The organism is Enterobacter sp. PI-10, assembly GCF_027947695.1.
Lineage (GTDB): Bacteria > Pseudomonadota > Gammaproteobacteria > Enterobacterales > Enterobacteriaceae > Enterobacter > Enterobacter vonholyi.
The window spans coordinates 53,689-72,194 of the sequence record NZ_JAJNOG010000008.1 but is presented as its reverse complement, the minus strand read 5'-3'; the positions used below and the strand labels follow the sequence as shown (position 1 = coordinate 72,194).

Annotated in this window: 11 protein-coding genes; 7 read left to right on the top strand and 4 right to left on the bottom strand. The window is 57.4% G+C overall.

Features of this window, described 5'->3' with window-relative positions; translation table 11 throughout:
- Window positions 1-33 precede the first annotated feature (33 nt).
- A complete protein-coding gene (gene lptG, locus LRM19_RS16640; protein WP_115876359.1) occupies window positions 34-1,116 on the bottom strand; it encodes an LPS export ABC transporter permease LptG in 1,083 nt (360 codons plus the stop codon).
- A complete protein-coding gene (gene lptF / locus LRM19_RS16635; RefSeq protein ID WP_047650945.1) occupies window positions 1,116-2,216 on the bottom strand; it encodes an LPS export ABC transporter permease LptF in 1,101 nt (366 codons plus the stop codon). Before lptF ends, lptG begins: the two co-directional genes overlap by 1 nt.
- A 266-nt stretch (window positions 2,217-2,482) precedes the next feature.
- On the opposite strand from lptF, the gene pepA reads away from it, so the two are divergent.
- From pepA to ahr, 5 genes are all read left to right on the top strand, one after another.
- Window positions 2,483-3,994, top strand: a complete 1,512-nt coding sequence (gene pepA, locus LRM19_RS16630; RefSeq protein ID WP_023309366.1) for a leucyl aminopeptidase — start codon at window positions 2,483-2,485, stop codon at window positions 3,992-3,994.
- Between the two features lie 86 nt (window positions 3,995-4,080).
- The gene (gene holC / locus LRM19_RS16625; RefSeq protein ID WP_008502815.1) at window positions 4,081-4,524 is read left to right on the top strand and encodes a DNA polymerase III subunit chi; all 444 of its coding nucleotides are present in this window, start codon (window positions 4,081-4,083) and stop codon (window positions 4,522-4,524) included.
- The gene (locus LRM19_RS16620) at window positions 4,524-7,379 is read left to right on the top strand and encodes a valine--tRNA ligase (protein ID WP_271369474.1); all 2,856 of its coding nucleotides are present in this window, start codon (window positions 4,524-4,526) and stop codon (window positions 7,377-7,379) included. The genes holC and LRM19_RS16620 overlap by 1 nt, the downstream gene beginning before the upstream one ends.
- Before the next feature lie 123 nt (window positions 7,380-7,502).
- On the top strand, window positions 7,503-8,006 hold the full coding sequence (locus tag LRM19_RS16615) for a GNAT family N-acetyltransferase (protein WP_271369473.1): 504 nt from the start codon (window positions 7,503-7,505) through the stop codon (window positions 8,004-8,006).
- A gap of 83 nt (window positions 8,007-8,089) precedes the next feature.
- Complete coding sequence (gene ahr / locus LRM19_RS16610) at window positions 8,090-9,109, top strand: NADPH-dependent aldehyde reductase Ahr (RefSeq protein WP_021242270.1); 1,020 nt, start codon at window positions 8,090-8,092, stop codon at window positions 9,107-9,109.
- Between the two features lie 43 nt (window positions 9,110-9,152).
- Here the strand turns inward: ahr and LRM19_RS16605 are convergent, their stop codons facing one another.
- The gene (locus LRM19_RS16605) at window positions 9,153-10,793 is read right to left on the bottom strand and encodes a dihydroxyacetone kinase subunit DhaK (RefSeq protein ID WP_127732420.1); all 1,641 of its coding nucleotides are present in this window, start codon (window positions 10,791-10,793) and stop codon (window positions 9,153-9,155) included.
- Between the two features lie 137 nt (window positions 10,794-10,930).
- Here LRM19_RS16605 and LRM19_RS16600 point away from each other — a divergent pair, with 137 nt between their 5' ends.
- Window positions 10,931-12,433: a helicase HerA-like C-terminal domain-containing protein gene (locus LRM19_RS16600; RefSeq protein ID WP_115876361.1), complete on the top strand. Its 1,503-nt coding sequence runs from the start codon at window positions 10,931-10,933 to the stop codon at window positions 12,431-12,433.
- On the opposite strand, the gene LRM19_RS16595 is transcribed toward LRM19_RS16600, so the two are convergent.
- Window positions 12,413-13,354 (bottom strand): TIGR01212 family radical SAM protein, encoded by a 942-nt coding sequence (locus tag LRM19_RS16595; protein ID WP_271369517.1) that lies wholly within the window; start codon window positions 13,352-13,354, stop codon window positions 12,413-12,415. The two genes, LRM19_RS16600 and LRM19_RS16595, sit on opposite strands and share 21 nt — an antisense overlap.
- Window positions 13,355-14,040: 686 nt before the next feature.
- Here LRM19_RS16595 and gltB point away from each other — a divergent pair.
- Entirely contained in the window at window positions 14,041-18,501 is a 4,461-nt protein-coding gene (gltB, locus tag LRM19_RS16590) for a glutamate synthase large subunit (RefSeq protein WP_127732422.1), read from the top strand.
- The last annotated feature ends 5 nt before the right edge of the window (window positions 18,502-18,506 follow it).

The following is an 18,506-nucleotide window of genomic DNA, read 5'->3' as shown; positions in this document are numbered from 1 at the left end:
GCTTCCGGGTAACCGGAAGCGAGGAGAGGTCATTCAGGAGCGTTTCAACATCAGCCAGAGGCTGATCAGGAGGAAGCTGGCGCTTGGCAGCAGCGCACCAATTATCGGCGGAATGCCATAAACCAGCGTCAGCGGACCGAAGATCTGATCGAGCACGTAGAACACAAAGCCGAAGCTGATGCCGGTCACGACGCGAACCCCCATCGGCACGCTGCGCAACGGACCGAAGATAAACGACAGCGCCATCAGCATCATTACCGCCACGGACATTGGCTGGAAGATTTTGCTCCACATGTTGAGCTGATAACGTCCCGCATCCTGCCCGCTCGACTTCAGATATTTCACATAGTTGTGCAGACCGCTGATGGAGAGCGCGTCAGGATCCAAGGCAACAACACCGAGCTTGTCAGGCGTCAGGTTGGTCTTCCACGTGCCGGTTACCGTCTGAGAACCCGTAATCTGTTTCGGATCGGTCAGGTCGGATTCATCAACCTGGGACAACCGCCACTGCTTATGTTCGGCGTCAAATTTCGCCGAAGAGGCGTGGCGAACGGACTGCAGACGGCGCTGGTCATCGAAAGCGTAGATGCTCACCCCGCCTAGTTCATCATTCCCCTTCACCCGTTCGATGTAGACGAAGTTTTTACCGTCTTTAGCCCATAAACCTTGCTGAGTCGAGAGCAGTGAACCACCGTACATGGCCTGAGCACGGTAGTTACGCGCCATCTGTTCACCCTGAGGCGCAACCCATTCGCCAATCGCCATGGTCAACAGCACCAGTGGGATTGCGGTTTTCATCACCGACAGCGCAACCTGCATACGGGTAAAACCCGAGGCCTGCATTACGACCAGCTCGCTGCGCTGCGCCAGCATTCCCAGCCCCAGCAGCGCCCCCAGCAGGGCCGCCATCGGGAAGAAGATCTGCACATCTTTCGGCACGCTGAGCAGGGTATACATCCCCGCGCCCAGCGCGTCATAGCTCCCCTGCCCGGCTTTTTTCAGCTGATCGACAAATTTGATAATGCCGGAGAGCGACACCAGCATGAACAACGTCATCATGATGGTGGTAAAAATGGTTTTACCGATATAGCGATCAAGAACGCCAAACGCCTGCATTAGATGGCTCCTTTACGCGAGAATCGGGCACGTATACGGCGCACAGGCACCGTATCCCACAGGTTTAACCCCAGCGCCAGTAAGATGTACAGGCTGTTGACGAACCATGTCCAGACCATAGGGTCCAGCTTACCCTTCGCGCCGTTGGAACGAATCGAGGTTTGCAGCAGGAAATAGATCAGGTAAAGCAGCATCGCCGGCAGCATAGAGAGCACGCGTCCCTGACGCGGGTTCACCACGCTCAGCGGAACGACAATCAGCGCCATCATAAACACGGTGAAGACGAGCGTGATACGCCAGTGGAACTCAGCGCGCGCCCGGTCAGTATCGGTATTCCAGAGGGTACGCATGTCCATTTGCTCGGTATCCGTTGGATCGAGCGCCACGGTCTGATGGCCGATAATGGCCTGATAGTTCTGGAAATCGGTAATACGGAAGTCGCGCAGCATCGCGGTGCCTTCGAAACGGGTACCCTTGTTCAGCGTCACGACCTGTGAACCATCTTTGCGCTGAGCAAGCTGACCGGAGTCTGCAACCACCACTGAAGGACGCGCGTTTCCTTTGGGACGCAGCTGCGCAAGGAAGACGTCGTTGAATTTACTGCCGTCAACGCTCTCAATAAATAGCACGGAGTTTCCGTCGGTTGCCTGCTGGAACTGCCCCTGGGCTAACGCCGCCATGCCGGGGTTGGCTTTCGCTTCGGCCAGCACTTCGTCCTGATGGCGGGAAGACATGGGCCCCGCCCACATCACATTCACCGCCGCAACGATACCCGTGAACAGCGCCAGTATCATGGCGGCTTTCACCAGGACCGCTTTGCTCAGGCCGCAGGCGTGCATCACCGTGATTTCACTCTCGGTGTAGAGTTTCCCAAGCGTCATGAGCAGGCCAAGGAAAAGACTTAGCGGCAGGATAAGCTGCGCCATTTCCGGGATCCCTAAACCAAGCAGGGAAAGTACCAGATTTGTTGGAATTTCGCCGTCAACGGCCGCACCGAGGATCTTAACCAGCTTCTGACAGAAAAAAATCAGCAGCAGGATGAAAAGGATCGCCAGTTGGCTTTTGAGCGTCTCCCGCACCAGATATCTTATGATTATCACTTTAAATACGCCCGTAAAAACCCGTCTCTTTGCTGGAAAATCGCTTGTTTCATGGCTTAAACGTCATTTATTCTCTTGAGTCGTCGAAATCATCGCTAAGATTAAAACATCCGGCGGATTCACGCTTCAGGATTGTTTCTGACGTGTCGAAACCGTAGTAACGTAAGATTAACACGAAGTCACCACAACAGCGGACATGAGTTACGAAAGGTTTCAATTCTATCCGTAGCTGCCGCCGTTGTCTTTAAGATTCAGGAGCGTAGTGCATGGAGTTCAGTGTAAAAAGCGGTAGCCCGGAGAAACAGCGGAGTGCCTGCATCGTTGTGGGCGTCTTTGAACCACGCCGACTCTCCCCGATCGCCGAGCAACTCGATAAAATCAGTGACGGCTATATTAGCGCCCTGCTGCGCCGTGGCGAACTGGAAGGCAAACCTGGGCAGACGCTGTTACTGCACCATGTTCCGAACGTACTGTCAGAGCGTATTCTGCTGATTGGCTGCGGCAAAGAACGCGAGCTGGATGAACGTCAGTATAAGCAGGTGATTCAGAAAACAATCAATACGCTGAATGATACTGGCTCAATGGAAGCCGTCTGCTTCCTGACCGAGCTGCACGTCAAAGGGCGTAACACCTACTGGAAAGTGCGTCAGGCGGTTGAAACGGCAAAAGAGAGCCTGTACAGCTTCGATCAGCTGAAAACCAATAAAAGCGAGCCGCGTCGTCCGCTGCGTAAAATGGTCTTTAACGTGCCAACCCGTCGTGAACTGACCAGCGGTGAACGCGCTATTCAACACGGTCTGGCCATTGCAGCCGGCATTAAAGCGGCTAAAGATCTCGGCAACATGCCGCCGAACATCTGTAACGCGGCGTACCTGGCTTCTCAGGCGCGTCAGCTGGCCGACGCCTACAGCAAAAACGTCATTACCCGCGTCATCGGCGAACAGCAGATGAAAGAGCTGGGGATGCACTCTTATCTGGCGGTCGGTAACGGCTCGCAAAACGAATCCCTGATGTCGGTCATTGAGTACAAAGGCAACCCGTCCGAAGACGCACGCCCGATTGTGCTCGTCGGTAAAGGCCTGACCTTCGACTCCGGCGGTATCTCCATCAAGCCTGCCGAAGGCATGGATGAGATGAAGTACGACATGTGCGGTGCGGCGGCGGTTTACGGCGTGATGCGGATGGTTGCGGAACTTCAGTTGCCTATCAACGTGATCGGCGTTCTGGCGGGCTGCGAAAATATGCCTGGCGGCCGCGCCTATCGTCCGGGGGACGTTCTGACCACCATGTCCGGCCAGACCGTTGAAGTGCTGAATACCGACGCCGAAGGCCGTCTGGTACTCTGTGACGTGTTGACCTACGTTGAGCGCTTCGAGCCGGAAGCGGTGATTGACGTCGCCACGCTCACCGGAGCCTGTGTGATTGCGCTGGGCCATCACATTACCGGCCTGATGTCGAACCACAATCCGCTGGCGCACGAGCTGATTGGTGCGTCAGAGCAGGCCGGGGACCGCGCATGGCGTCTGCCGCTGGGTGACGAATATCAGGATCAGCTTGAGTCTAACTTTGCGGACATGGCGAACATTGGCGGACGTCCTGGCGGGGCGATCACCGCGGGCTGCTTCCTGGCGCGCTTCACCCGCAAGTACAACTGGGCGCACCTGGATATCGCGGGCACCGCGTGGCGCTCCGGCAAGGCCAAAGGCGCAACCGGTCGCCCGGTAGCGCTGTTGTCGCAGTTCCTGCTCAATCGTGCGGGTTTTAACGGCGACGAGTAAGTCAAAACGGCAGTAAACCGTAGGCCGGGTAAGGCGAAGCCGCCGCCCGGCTTAAGCATTTAAAGTGAGCACAAGAAGCACCATATATGAAGAATGCAACGTTCTACCTTCTGGACAACGACACCCATCAGGATGGCCTCAGCGCCGTCGAACAGCTGGTGTGTGAAATTGCCGCAGAACGTTGGCGCGCAGGCAAACGCGTGTTGATAGCCTGTGAAGATGAGCAGCAGGCGATTCGTCTCGATGAAGCGCTGTGGGCCCGCCCGCCGGAGAGTTTTGTTCCGCATAACCTGTCAGGCGAAGGTCCGCGCGGCGGGGCACCGGTTGAAATTGCCTGGCCGCAAAAGCGCAACAGTAGCGCGCGCGATATTCTGATTAGCCTGCGGATAGATTTTGCAGATTTTGCCACCGCTTTCACAGAAGTGGTAGACTTTGTCCCTTACGAAGAATCTTTGAAACAACTGGCGCGCGAACGCTACAAAGCGTACCGCCTGGCTGGTTTTAACCTGAATACGGCAACCTGGAAATAATGGAAAAGACATATAACCCACGCGATATCGAACAGCCGCTTTACGAGCACTGGGAACAGCAGGGCTATTTCAAGCCTAACGGCGACGAAAGCAAAGAGTCCTTCTGCATCATGATCCCGCCGCCGAACGTCACCGGCAGTTTGCATATGGGTCATGCTTTCCAGCAGACCATCATGGACACCATGATCCGTTACCAGCGCATGCAGGGCAAAAACACCCTGTGGCAGGCGGGGACTGACCACGCGGGTATCGCGACCCAGATGGTGGTTGAGCGTAAAATTGCCGCTGAAGAAGGAAAAACCCGCCACGACTACGGTCGCGACGCTTTTATCGACAAAATCTGGCAGTGGAAAGCGGAATCTGGCGGCACCATTACCCGTCAGATGCGTCGTCTCGGCAACTCCGTGGACTGGGAGCGCGAGCGCTTCACCATGGATGAAGGCCTGTCCAATGCCGTTAAAGAAGTCTTCGTTCGCCTGTATAAAGAAGACCTGATTTACCGCGGCAAACGCCTGGTAAACTGGGATCCGAAACTGCGCACCGCAATTTCTGACCTGGAAGTGGAAAACCGCGAGTCTAAAGGCTCCATGTGGCACATCCGCTATCCGCTGGCCGACGGTGCAAAAACCGCCGACGGCAAAGATTACCTGGTGGTCGCGACCACCCGTCCGGAAACCCTGCTGGGCGATACCGGCGTGGCCGTTAACCCGGAAGATCCGCGTTATAAAGATTTGATCGGCAAATTCGTGGTGCTGCCGCTGGTAAACCGCCGTATTCCGATTGTGGGCGACGAACACGCCGACATGGAAAAAGGCACCGGCTGCGTGAAAATCACCCCGGCGCACGACTTCAATGACTATGAAGTGGGTCGTCGTCACGCCCTGCCGATGATCAACATTCTTACCTTCGACGGCAATATCCGCGAAAGCGCAGAAGTGTACGACACCAAAGGCAACGAATCCGACGTTTATTCCAGCGACATCCCGGCGGAGTTCCAGAAGCTGGAACGTTTTGCCGCGCGTAAAGCGATCGTGGCTGCCGTTGACGCACTGGGCCTGCTGGAAGAGATCAAGCCTCACGACCTGACCGTGCCGTACGGCGACCGTGGTGGCGTGGTAATCGAGCCAATGCTGACCGACCAGTGGTACGTGCGTGCCGACGTGCTGGCGAAACCGGCTGTGGAAGCGGTTGAGAACGGCAGCATTCAGTTCGTGCCGAAGCAGTACGAAAACATGTACTTCTCCTGGATGCGCGATATTCAGGACTGGTGTATCTCTCGTCAGCTGTGGTGGGGTCACCGTATCCCGGCATGGTACGACAATGAAGGCAACGTCTACGTTGGTCGCAGCGAAGATGAAGTGCGTCAGGAAAACAACCTGAGCGCGGATGTTGCCCTGCGTCAGGACGAAGACGTGCTGGACACCTGGTTCTCCTCCGCGCTGTGGACCTTCTCCACCCTTGGCTGGCCAGAAAACACCGACGCGCTGCGTCAGTTCCATCCAACCAGCGTGATGGTGTCCGGTTTCGACATCATCTTCTTCTGGATTGCCCGCATGATCATGATGACCATGCACTTCATCAAAGACGAAGACGGCAAGCCGCAGGTTCCGTTCCATACCGTCTATATGACCGGTCTGATCCGCGACGACGAAGGCCAGAAGATGTCCAAGTCCAAGGGGAACGTTATTGACCCGCTGGACATGGTTGACGGTATCTCTCTGGAAGAGCTGCTGGAAAAACGTACCGGCAACATGATGCAGCCGCAGCTGGCGGAGAAAATCCGCAAGCGCACCGAGAAGCAGTTCCCGAACGGGATTGAGGCTCACGGTACCGACGCCCTGCGCTTCACCCTGGCGGCACTGGCCTCTACCGGCCGTGACATCAACTGGGACATGAAGCGTCTGGAAGGTTACCGTAACTTCTGTAACAAGCTGTGGAACGCCAGCCGCTTCGTGCTGATGAACACCGAAGATCAGGATTGTGGCTTCAACGGCGGCGAAATGACGCTGTCTCTGGCTGACCGCTGGATCCTGGCGGAATTCAACCAGACGGTGAAAGCGTTCCGTGAGGCGCTGGACAGCTACCGCTTCGACATCGCGGCGGGCATCCTGTATGAATTCACCTGGAACCAGTTCTGCGACTGGTATCTGGAGCTGGCGAAGCCGGTCATGAACGGCGGCACTGAAGCGGAACTGCGCGGCACGCGCAACACGTTGATTACCGTTCTGGAAGGCCTGCTGCGCCTGGCGCACCCGGTTATTCCATTCATCACCGAGACCATCTGGCAGCGCGTGAAGGTGATTGCCGGCATCAACGCAGATACCATCATGCTGCAGCCGTTCCCGGAATTCGATGCGGCGAAAGTGGATGAAGCGGCATCAGCGGATACCGAGTGGCTGAAGCAGGCGATCGTTGCGGTACGTAACATCCGTGCTGAAATGAACATTGCCCCTGGCAAACCGCTGGAGCTGCTGCTTCGTGGCTGCAGCGAAGCTGCCGTTCGTCGCGTCACAGAGAACAACACCTTCCTGAAAACTATGGCGCGTCTGGAAAGCATCACCGTGCTGCCTGCGGATGACAAAGGTCCGGTTTCCGTGACCAAAATCATCGACGGCGCCGAGCTGCTGATCCCGATGGCGGGTCTGATCGACAAAGACGCCGAGCTGGCTCGTCTGGCGAAAGAAGTGGCAAAAGTCGACGTGGAAATTGGCAAAATCGAAAGCAAGCTGGCGAACGAAGGCTTTGTCGCCCGCGCGCCGGAAGCGGTCATCGCGAAAGAGCGTGAGCGTCTGGTTGCCTTCGCCGATGCGAAGACCAAGCTGATTGAGCAGCAGGCGGTTATCGCTGCCCTGTAATGCTTTTACCCCTTACGCTTCAGAGCGTAAGGGGTATCCTTCCTGAAAACTCCTCGCTTGCACTCCCCTTTCTGCGGTGCTATTAACAGCAGTTATGTGTCAATTTTTGTAATGAGTAATGCTATGAGCGTGATTACCCCCGTCGCGACGACGATGCGCCGGATCGCTGAGCAGGACAACCCGGCTATCGCCGCCGTTATCCGCACCGTTTCTGCCGAATATGGCCTGACGGCTGACAAAGGCTACACGGTTGCCGACCCGAACCTGGACGCGCTTTACCAGCTCTACAGCCAGCCAGGGCACGCCTACTGGGTAATCGAGCAGAACGGCCAGGTTGTCGGAGGCGGCGGCGTGGCGCCCCTCAGCTGCAGCGAGCCGGATATCTGCGAGCTGCAGAAAATGTATTTCCTGCCAACGGCACGCGGACAAGGACTGGCAAAAAAGCTGGCGCTGATGGCGCTGGACCACGCGCGAAAGCAGGGTTTTACCCGCTGCTACCTTGAAACGACCGCCTTCCTCAAAGAGGCCATCGGCCTGTATGAACATCTGGGCTTTGAGCATATCGATGCGCCGCTGGGCTGTACCGGCCACGTTGATTGCGAAGTCAGAATGCTGAAAAGTCTGTAACTTTCGTTCCTGCCCTCTTCTGTTAAGCGGCTGTAAACTGAATGCTCTACACTCTCAGTTCACACCACAACGGGGGAAACACGATGTCGAAGATAAAAAGCTACGCCGCACCGCAGGCGGGTGCAGAACTTGAGCTGTACGAGTACGATGCGGGCGAACTAAAAGCAGAAGACGTCGAAGTACAGGTTGATTACTGCGGGATCTGCCACTCGGATCTCTCGATGATCGACAACGAATGGGGCTTCTCCAGCTATCCGCTGGTTGCCGGACACGAAGTCATTGGCCGCGTCGTGGCGCTCGGTAGCGCCGCGCAGGACAAAGGGCTGAAAGTGGGCCAGCGCGTGGGCATTGGCTGGACGGCACGCAGCTGTGGTCACTGCGATGCCTGTATCAGCGGCAATCAAATCAACTGCCTCGAAGGCGCCGTTCCCACCATTCTCAACAAAGGTGGTTTTGCCGATAAACTGCGCGCCGACTGGCAATGGGTCATCCCGCTGCCGGACAGCATTGATATCGAATCCGCCGGTCCGCTGCTGTGCGGCGGTATCACCGTCTTCAAACCGCTGCTGATGCACCATATCACCGCTACCAGCCGCGTCGGCGTCATTGGTATCGGCGGACTGGGGCATATTGCCATTAAGCTGCTGCACGCGATGGGCTGTGAAGTCACGGCGTTCAGCTCGAACCCGGCCAAAGAGAAAGAAGTGCTGGCGATGGGGGCGGATAAAGTGGTGAATAGCCGCGATCCGCAGGCGCTGAACGCGCTGGCGGGCCAGTTTGATCTGATCATCAACACCGTTAACGTGGATCTCGACTGGCAGCCGTACTTTGAAGCGCTGGCCTACGGCGGTAACTTCCACACCGTGGGTGCGGTGATGAAGCCGCTGCCGGTTCCGGCGTTTACCCTGATCGGTGGGGATCGCAGCATATCCGGTTCTGCTACCGGTACGCCGTACGAGCTGCGCAAACTGATGAAATTCGCCGGACGCACCAAAGTGGCGCCGACCACCGAACTGTATCCAATGTCGAAAATCAACGAAGCGATCCAGCACGTGCGCGACGGTAAAGCCCGCTACCGCGTGGTGCTGAAAGCGGATTTCTGATGTGAGTTTGCCGGGTGGCGGCTTCGCCTTACCCGGCCTACTTTCACTGCTGCGCCAATACGTTAAATACTTCCGCTACCGCGACCGCTCCCGGATCCATTACCCCATCCAGGTTCTCTTTATTGACATACGACGAGCGTCCCGCGCCGGCTTTCGCCATTTTCGCCGTTGCTTCGGCACCATGCTGTGCAGCCTTCGCCGCTGCCTCGATATCTCCCTTCAGCAACGCCTCCAGCGCCGGTTGCAGCGCGTCGATCAGCGTGCGATCGCCGAGATCTGCCCCGCCGTACTGCTTCATCTGCGCCAGTCCGCTGAGCAAGGCCTCAGGGAGTGGCTGACCATCGTGAAGCTTTTGCCCGGCCGCAGTGAAGAAGATCGACATCAGCACCCCGCTCGACCCGCCCATCACCGTCGCCAGCCGCTCGCCAACCAGCAGCAGCAGCTTAGACACATCATTAAGCGGGAGCGTGTTCTCCTCCAGTCGCTGCGCAATATCCCGCGCCCCTTGCGCAAAGGTGGAGCCGGTATCGCCATCACCCACTTTCGCATCCAGCGCGTTCAGGCGGTTTTCCAGCTGGATCAGCGTTTTTGTCACTGAGAAGACACACGCTCCTACCTGCGGATTGTCCGATGAGGTATATTCCACTCGATCATGAATGGCGCTGTGCTCAACGGTACGCAGTGGCGCAAACGCCACGGGCTTCTGCCAGCCCAGCGTCTCGACATCAGCGTAAATCGCCTTTTCGAAGAAATCAGTGAGCTTCAGCAGCGTCAGCGAAAAGCCTTTCATATCCAGCGCGCTGACCAGCGGCGCTGGGCCAATCAGGTACGCGATGTTCTCTTTCAGCGCCGAGTGCGCCAGCTCTTTGGTCAGCAGCGCCATCTCCAGCGCCGATACGCCGCCAAGATTGTTAATCAATACCGCAAAACGCCCCTCGCCCGCCTGCGCGCGTAACGGCGTCACCAGGGTGTCGATAATGGCTTTGCTGTTTTGCGTATCCACCACGGAAGCCCCGGGCTCGCCGTGAATGCCCAGGCCCAGCTCGACATGGCCTTGTTTAATCCGCCCCTCTTCATCGTCGCTGCCCGGCAGGTTGCACGTTTGCATCGCCACGCCCAGGCTCCAGAGGTTATCGCAGGCCTGTTGCGCAATATCCCGCACCTCGCTCAGCGATTTCCCCTGCTCCGCCGCATAGCCCGCAATCTTGTGCACCAGTGCCGTACCGGCAATACCGCGCGGCTGCTTGTTATCCGGCAGCGCGATATCGTCCGCCACGATCACCATCTCCACCTTAAGACCGTAACGTTTAGCCTTTTCCGCCGCCAGACCAAAGTTCAGGCGATCGCCGGTGTAGTTTTTTACGATCAGCAGACAGCCCCGGTCGCCCGTGACCGCCACAATGGCATTCAGCACCGCATCCACGCTCGGCGAAGCAAAAAGATCGCCACACACTGCCGCCGTCAGCATCCCTTTGCCGACAAACCCGGCGTGCGCGGGTTCGTGGCCTGAGCCGCCGCCGGAGATCACCGCCACGCGGCTTTTGTCCCAGTCGCCGCGTGCGACGATCCTGATGGCCGGATCGATATCAAGCTTGACGAGATTAGCGTGTGGTGCAGAAAGCAGTATGCCTTCAATGGCATCGTTGACCAGCTGTTTGCGATCGTTAAAGAAGAATCTGGACATAGTTTCCCACTATTTTGTGAACCGTATGCAAAAGCATAGTCCGCGCTGGATAATGCGCCGCAAAGTCAGGAATTTACTCAACCAAATTGCGGCCAGGTTGCCTATACTCCACCCAGGACTAAGAGAGGAAGCGCATCATGAGTACACCATTGTTAATTGCCAGGACGCTGGAAAAAGAGCTGTATTTACTGCCCGCGATGGCGAACCGCCACGGTCTGATCACCGGAGCGACCGGGACGGGGAAAACCGTCACCCTGCAAAAGCTGGCGGAGTCACTTTCAGAGATTGGCGTACCGGTCTTTATGGCTGACGTGAAAGGCGATTTAACCGGTGTGGCTCAGGATGGGACGGCATCTGAAAAACTGCTCGAGCGGCTGAAAAATATTGGCATCACGGACTGGACCCCGCACGGTAACCCGGTGGTGGTGTGGGATATCTTTGGTGAGAAAGGCCACCCGGTGCGCGCCACCGTCTCCGATCTCGGCCCACTGCTGCTGGCCCGTCTGCTTAACCTCAACGACGTGCAGTCCGGCGTGCTGAATATTATCTTCCGCATTGCCGACGATCAGGGACTGCTGCTGCTTGATTTCAAAGATCTACGCGCCATTACGCAATACATCGGCGATAACGCCAAATCCTTCCAGAACCAGTACGGCAATATCAGCAGCGCCTCGGTGGGCGCTATTCAGCGCGGTCTACTGACGCTTGAGCAGCAGGGCGCTGAGCATTTCTTTGGTGAACCCATGCTGGATATCAAAGACTGGATGCGCACCGACAGCAGTGGCAAAGGCATTATTAACATCCTGAGCTCAGAGAAGCTCTATCAGATGCCGAAACTCTATGCCGCCAGCCTGCTGTGGATGCTCTCCGAACTGTACGAACAGTTACCGGAAGCGGGCGATCTGGAAAAACCGAAGCTGGTGTTCTTCTTTGACGAAGCGCATCTGCTGTTTAACGACGCGCCGCAGGTATTGCTGGATAAGATCGAACAGGTTATCCGCCTGATCCGCTCCAAAGGCGTCGGCGTCTGGTTTGTCTCGCAAAACCCGTCGGATATCCCCGACAACGTGCTCGGGCAGCTCGGCAACCGCGTGCAGCATGCCCTGCGCGCCTTTACGCCAAAAGATCAGAAAGCGGTGAAAGCCGCCGCGCAAACCATGCGCGCCAATCCTGCCTTTGATACCGAAGCGGCGATTCAGGCGCTAGGCACCGGTGAAGCGCTGATCTCGTTCCTGGATGCGAAGGGCAGCCCGTCTGTGGTAGAACGCGCCATGGTGATCGCGCCTTGCTCGCGCATGGGGCCGGTGACCGACGATGAGCGCAACGGCCTGATTAACCACTCTCCGGTTTACGGGAAATACGAAGACGAGGTGGATCGCGAGTCCGCGTTCGAGATGCTGCAAAAAGGGGTCCAGGCGACAACGGAATCGCAGGATGCGCCTGCCGCTAAAGGGCAATCTGTCGCCGTCGATGACGGCATTCTCGGTGGGCTCAAAGACATTCTGTTCGGCAGCACCGGGCCGCGCGGCGGCAAGCGCGATGGAGTGGTGCAGACCATGGCGAAAAGCGCAGCCCGACAGGTCACCAATCAAATCGTGCGCGGCATGCTGGGGAGTTTGCTAGGCGGCCGTCGCCGCTAGACGCGGAATCCAGGGGCGGCCCAGCGCCGAACCCTGTACGCCGTTCTCCTGCAGATAGCGGTCAATTTCCACCATCCCCGTCCAGCGGTTTTCACACCATAGCGGTGCCAGAAGCGTTGGACGGCGGGCACTGGCCGAGATGCGATGGTAGACAATCTCCGCTGGCGTGTGGCGAATCATCTCCCCCGCCGTCACCGTATAGTCCTCAAGCTCGATACCGCTTAACCGCCCGGCCTCCCAGGCTTTCGCCATAATGCTGCCCTTCACGATATGCAGCGGGTGCAGCTTAATGCCGTCCACGCCGGTTTCAACCACCTTTTCCAGCGTTTCAAGACCATGCTGTTGACCCTCGCCGGGTAACCCAACAATCAGATGCGAGCAGACCTTCAGCCCGCGCTCTCGGGCCAGGCGCGTGGTGCGCTGGTAGCAGGCGAAATCATGACCACGGTTAATACGGTGCAGCGTTTTGTCGTGCGCGGTCTGCAAGCCCAGCTCCAGCCAGATCTCGTAGCCTTGTTCTTTGTACTCGCTGAGCAGGTCCAGCACCGCGTCCGGTACGCAGTCCGGGCGTGTGCCCACGCACAGCCCAACAATATTGGCCTGGCTGACGGCCTGCTGATACATCGAACGCAATACCTGCACCTCCGCCCACGTGCTGGTGTAGGCCTGGAAATAGGCCAGATATTGCTTCGCGCGGTTCACCAGGCTGGCCTGATGGGCAAGCTGTTCAGCGATAGATTTATGCCGCTGGGCCTCGTCAGCAAAGGACGCAACGTTACAGAAGGTGCAGCCGCCGCGCCCGATGGTGCCATCGCGATTCGGGCAGCTAAACCCGCCGTGCAGCGTCAGCTTATGAACCTTTTGCCCGTACCGCTGCAAAAGATCCCCACCAAACATATTGACTAATTTCTGTAACTGCATAATCTGATAGACCGTCCCGGAGAAAGGGGACAAGCCTGCCACTTTTAGCCTCTGTCGGCGATGACCTGGATCAATCGCCCTGGACGGCCTTTATCCATATGAATAAATACTCACGATTACTGCAATTTCATTCACGCCGCCTGTGATTACTTTTCCTTATGTTCTGATTGTTTTTTTCATTTATAGCGCCACCACTGAAAAACAGTGGGTTTATGCGGGTTTGCATCCATTGCCAGATTATTGTTCTGCTATAAAACCGCTATTCAGCACGCTACATTGATAATACCGCTTTCATATAGTGAGTCAGATCACACTCCGCTGCTCGCTCTCAGGTCATTCAATCAATGTAAAAATAGTTAAATACCATTATAATACAATCACATAGGATATCTTTAGCACATTTTTGTATAAATAAGATTGCCATTTGACCTGTGTACCAATTCCCGATAAGTTGGAAATCCGCTGGAAGCTTTCTGGATGAGCGGCCTGCTCATCATATTTATGCAGTAATTGAGATTCCCTCTGAAGCAAGTCCTCAAACTTGTTTACCTGCGCGAAAGGATGAAAAAGAGGGCGAATGCGAGGTCCGCGTATGAAACGCAAACCCCGTCGCCATGCTCTTTCTGTGCCTGTGCGCCACGGTAAAGTTCAGTGGGAGCCCGACGAGCCTGGGGAGGTTCACTGATATGTTGTACGATAAATCCCTTGAGAAGGATAACTGTGGTTTCGGCCTGATCGCCCACATAGAAGGCGAACCTAGCCACAAGGTAGTGCGTACTGCTATTCACGCACTGGCCCGTATGCAGCACCGTGGCGCCATCCTTGCCGATGGTAAAACCGGCGACGGTTGCGGCCTGCTGCTGCAAAAACCGGATCGTTTCTTCCGCATCGTGGCGGAAGAGCGCGGCTGGCGTTTAGCCAAAAACTACGCTGTCGGCATGCTGTTCCTGAATCAGGATCCTGAAAAGGCTGCCGCCTCACGCCGCATCGTCGAAGAAGAACTTCAGCGTGAAACCCTGTCGATTGTCGGCTGGCGCGATGTGCCAACCAACGAAGGGGTGCTCGGTGAAATCGCCCTCTCCTCGCTGCCTCGTATTGAACAGATTTTCGTCAACGCGCCTGCGGGCTGGCGTCCACGTGATATGGAACGCCGTCTGTTTATCGCCCGCCGCCGCATTGAAAAACGTCTCCAGGACGATAAAGAGTTCTACGTCTGTAGCCTCTCTAACCTGGTGAACATCTATAAAGGTCTGTGTATGCCGGCTGACCTGCCGCGCTTCTACCTGGACCTGGCGGACCTGCGTCTGGAATCGGCCATTTGCCTTTTCCACCAGCGCTTCTCCACCAACACCGTTCCACGCTGGCCGCTGGCTCAACCGTTCCGCTACCTGGCGCACAACGGCGAGATCAACACCATCACCGGTAACCGCCAGTGGGCCCGTGCCCGTACCTATAAGTTCCAGACGCCACTGATCCCTGACCTGCACGATGCCGCGCCGTTCGTGAACGAAACCGGCTCGGACTCCAGCTCGATGGATAATATGCTGGAACTGCTGCTGGCGGGCGGGATGGATATCGTGCGCGCCATGCGTCTGCTCGTGCCGCCGGCCTGGCAGAACAACCCGGATATGGATCCTGAGCTGCGCGCGTTCTTCGACTTCAACTCCATGCACATGGAGCCGTGGGACGGCCCAGCGGGCATCGTTATGTCCGACGGCCGTTTTGCTGCCTGTAACCTGGACCGTAACGGTCTGCGTCCGGCGCGCTACGTTATCACCAAAGACAAGCTCATCACCTGCGCCTCTGAAGTCGGCATCTGGGATTACCAGCCTGACGAAGTGGTCGAGAAAGGCCGCGTTGGTCCGGGCGAGCTGATGGTTATCGACACCCGCGGTGGGCGCATCCTGCACTCCGCCGAAACCGACAACGATCTGAAGAGCCGCCACCCGTACAAAGAGTGGATGGAGAAGAACGTGCGTCGCCTGGTGCCGTTCGAAGATCTTACGGACGAAGAAGTGGGCAGCCGCGAGCTGGACGACGATACTCTCGCGAGCTACCAGAAGCAGTTTAACTACAGCGCGGAAGAGCTGGACTCTGTCATCCGCGTGCTCGGTGAAAACGGCCAGGAAGCGGTCGGCTCGATGGGTGACGATACCCCGTTTGCCGTGCTCTCCAGCCAGCCGCGCATCATTTACGACTACTTCCGCCAGCAGTTCGCGCAGGTGACCAACCCGCCAATCGATCCGCTGCGTGAAGCACACGTGATGTCGCTGGCCACCAGCATCGGTCGTGAGATGAACGTCTTCTGCGAGGCCGAAGGCCAGGCGCATCGTCTGACCTTTAAATCGCCGATCCTGCTGTATTCAGATTTCAAACAGCTCACCACCATGAAAGAGGAGCACTACCGCGCCGACACGCTCGACATTACCTTCGACGTGAACGAAGCGAGCCTTGAAGAGACGGTGAATGCGCTGTGTGACAAAGCCGAACAGATGGTGCGTAACGGCACCGTGCTGCTGGTGTTGTCCGACCGTAATATCGCGAAAAACCGTCTGCCTGTACCTGCCCCGATGGCGGTCGGCGCTATCCAGACGCGTTTGGTCGATAAGAGCCTGCGCTGCGACGCGAACATCATTGTTGAAACCGCAAGCGCCCGCGACCCGCATCACTTTGCCGTGCTGTTGGGCTTCGGCGCGACGGCGATCTACCCGTACCTGGCCTACGAAACGCTGGCCCGTCTGGTGGATACCCGCGCGATCGACAAAGATTACCGCGCGGTGATGCTGAACTACCGTAACGGCATCAACAAAGGTCTGTACAAGATCATGTCCAAAATGGGCATCTCGACCATTGCCTCCTACCGCTGTTCTAAGCTGTTTGAAGCGGTCGGCCTGCATGACGAGGTTGCCAACCTCTGCTTCCAGGGCGTGGTCAGCCGCATCGGCGGCGCCGGTTTTGCGGACTTCCAGCAGGATCTGGTGAACCTGTCCAAGCGCGCCTGGCTGGCACGTAAGCCGCTGGTTCAGGGCGGTCTGCTGAAATACGTTCACGGTGGCGAATACCACGCCTATAACCCGGACGTGGTGCGCACGCTGCAGCAGGCGGTTCAGAGCGGTGAATACAGCGATTATCAGCAGTACGCTGAGCTGGTGAATAACCGTCCGGCGGCGACGCTGCGCGACCTTATTGCCCTCAATCCGGGCGATGAAGCGGTCAGCATTGACGAAGTTGAACCGGCATCGGAACTGTTCAAACGCTTCGATACCGCGGCGATGTCCATCGGCGCGCTGAGCCCGGAAGCCCACGAAGCGCTGGCGGAAGCCATGAACAGCATCGGCGGCAACTCCAACTCCGGCGAAGGCGGTGAAGACCCTGCGCGTTACGGCACCAACAAAGTGTCCCGTATCAAGCAGGTGGCATCCGGTCGCTTTGGCGTAACGCCTGCGTACCTGGTCAACGCCGACGTGATTCAGATTAAAGTTGCTCAGGGTGCTAAACCGGGCGAAGGCGGTCAGCTGCCGGGTGATAAAGTCACCCCGTACATCGCCAAACTGCGCTATTCCGTGCCGGGCGTGACGCTGATCTCCCCGCCGCCGCACCACGATATCTACTCTATCGAGGACCTGGCGCAGCTTATTTTCGACCTGAAACAGGTCAACCCGAAGGCGATGATCTCCGTGAAGCTGGTTTCCGAACCGGGCGTTGGCACCATCGCGACCGGCGTGGCGAAGGCCTATGCGGATCTCATCACCATTGCCGGTTATGACGGCGGTACCGGCGCAAGCCCGCTCTCCTCCGTGAAATATGCGGGCTGTCCGTGGGAGCTTGGCCTGGTGGAAACCCAGCAGGCGCTGGTGGCTAACGGTCTGCGTCATAAGATCCGTCTGCAGGTGGATGGCGGTCTGAAAACTGGCCTCGACATCATCAAGGCGGCGATCCTCGGTGCGGAAAGCTTCGGTTTCGGTACGGGTCCAATGGTCGCGCTGGGCTGTAAATACCTGCGTATTTGCCACCTGAACAACTGCGCAACCGGCGTTGCAACCCAGGACGAGAAGCTGCGTAAGAACCACTATCACGGCCTGCCGTTCAAAGTGACCAACTACTTTGAGTTCATCGCCCGTGAAACCCGCGAGCTGATGGCGCAGCTGGGCGTGAAACGTCTGGTGGACCTGATTGGCCGTACCGACCTGCTGAAAGAGCTGGAAGGCTTCACCGCCAAGCAGCAAAAGCTGGAGCTGTCTAAGCTGCTGGAAACCGCGCAGCCGCATCCTGGCAAAGCGGTCTACTGCACCGAGAACAACCCGCCGTTTGATAACGGCGTGCTGAACGCACAGCTGCTGCAGCAGGCGAAGCCGTACGTGGACGACAAGCAGAGCAAAACGTTCTGGTTTGATATCCGTAACACCGACCGTTCCGTGGGTGCATCGCTCTCCGGCTACATCGCGCAGACGCACGGTGACCAGGGGCTGGCGTCGGATCCGATTACCGCGCACTTCAGCGGTACCGCGGGTCAGAGCTTCGGCGTGTGGAACGCAGGTGGTGTTGAGCTGTACCTGACCGGCGATGCCAACGACTACGTCGGTAAAGGCATGGCGGGCGGTCTGCTGGCGGTGCGTCCTCCGGTCGGCTCAGCCTTCCGCAGCCATGAGGCCAGCATCATCGGTAACACCTGCCTGTACGGCGCGACCGGCGGTCGTCTGTTTGCAGCAGGCCGTGCGGGCGAGCGTTTTGCGGTGCGTAACTCCGGTGCCATCACCGTGGTGGAAGGCATTGGCGATAACGGTTGTGAATACATGACGGGCGGGATTGTTTGCGTTCTGGGTAAAACCGGCGTGAACTTCGGCGCGGGCATGACGGGCGGTTTTGCGTACGTCCTGGACGAAGACGGCGAGTTCCGCAAACGCGTGAACCCGGAGCTGGTGGAAGTGCTGGACGTTGACACGCTGGCCATTCACGAAGAACACCTGCGCGGTTTAATTACCGAACACGTGCAGCATACCGGTTCTTCGCGCGGCGAAGAGATCCTGGCGAACTGGCCGGCGTTCTCTGCGAAATTCGCGCTGGTTAAGCCGAAGTCCAGCGATGTTAAAGCCCTGTTGGGTCACCGTAGTCGTAGCGCAGCAGAGCTGCGCGTGCAGGCGCAGTAAGGAAT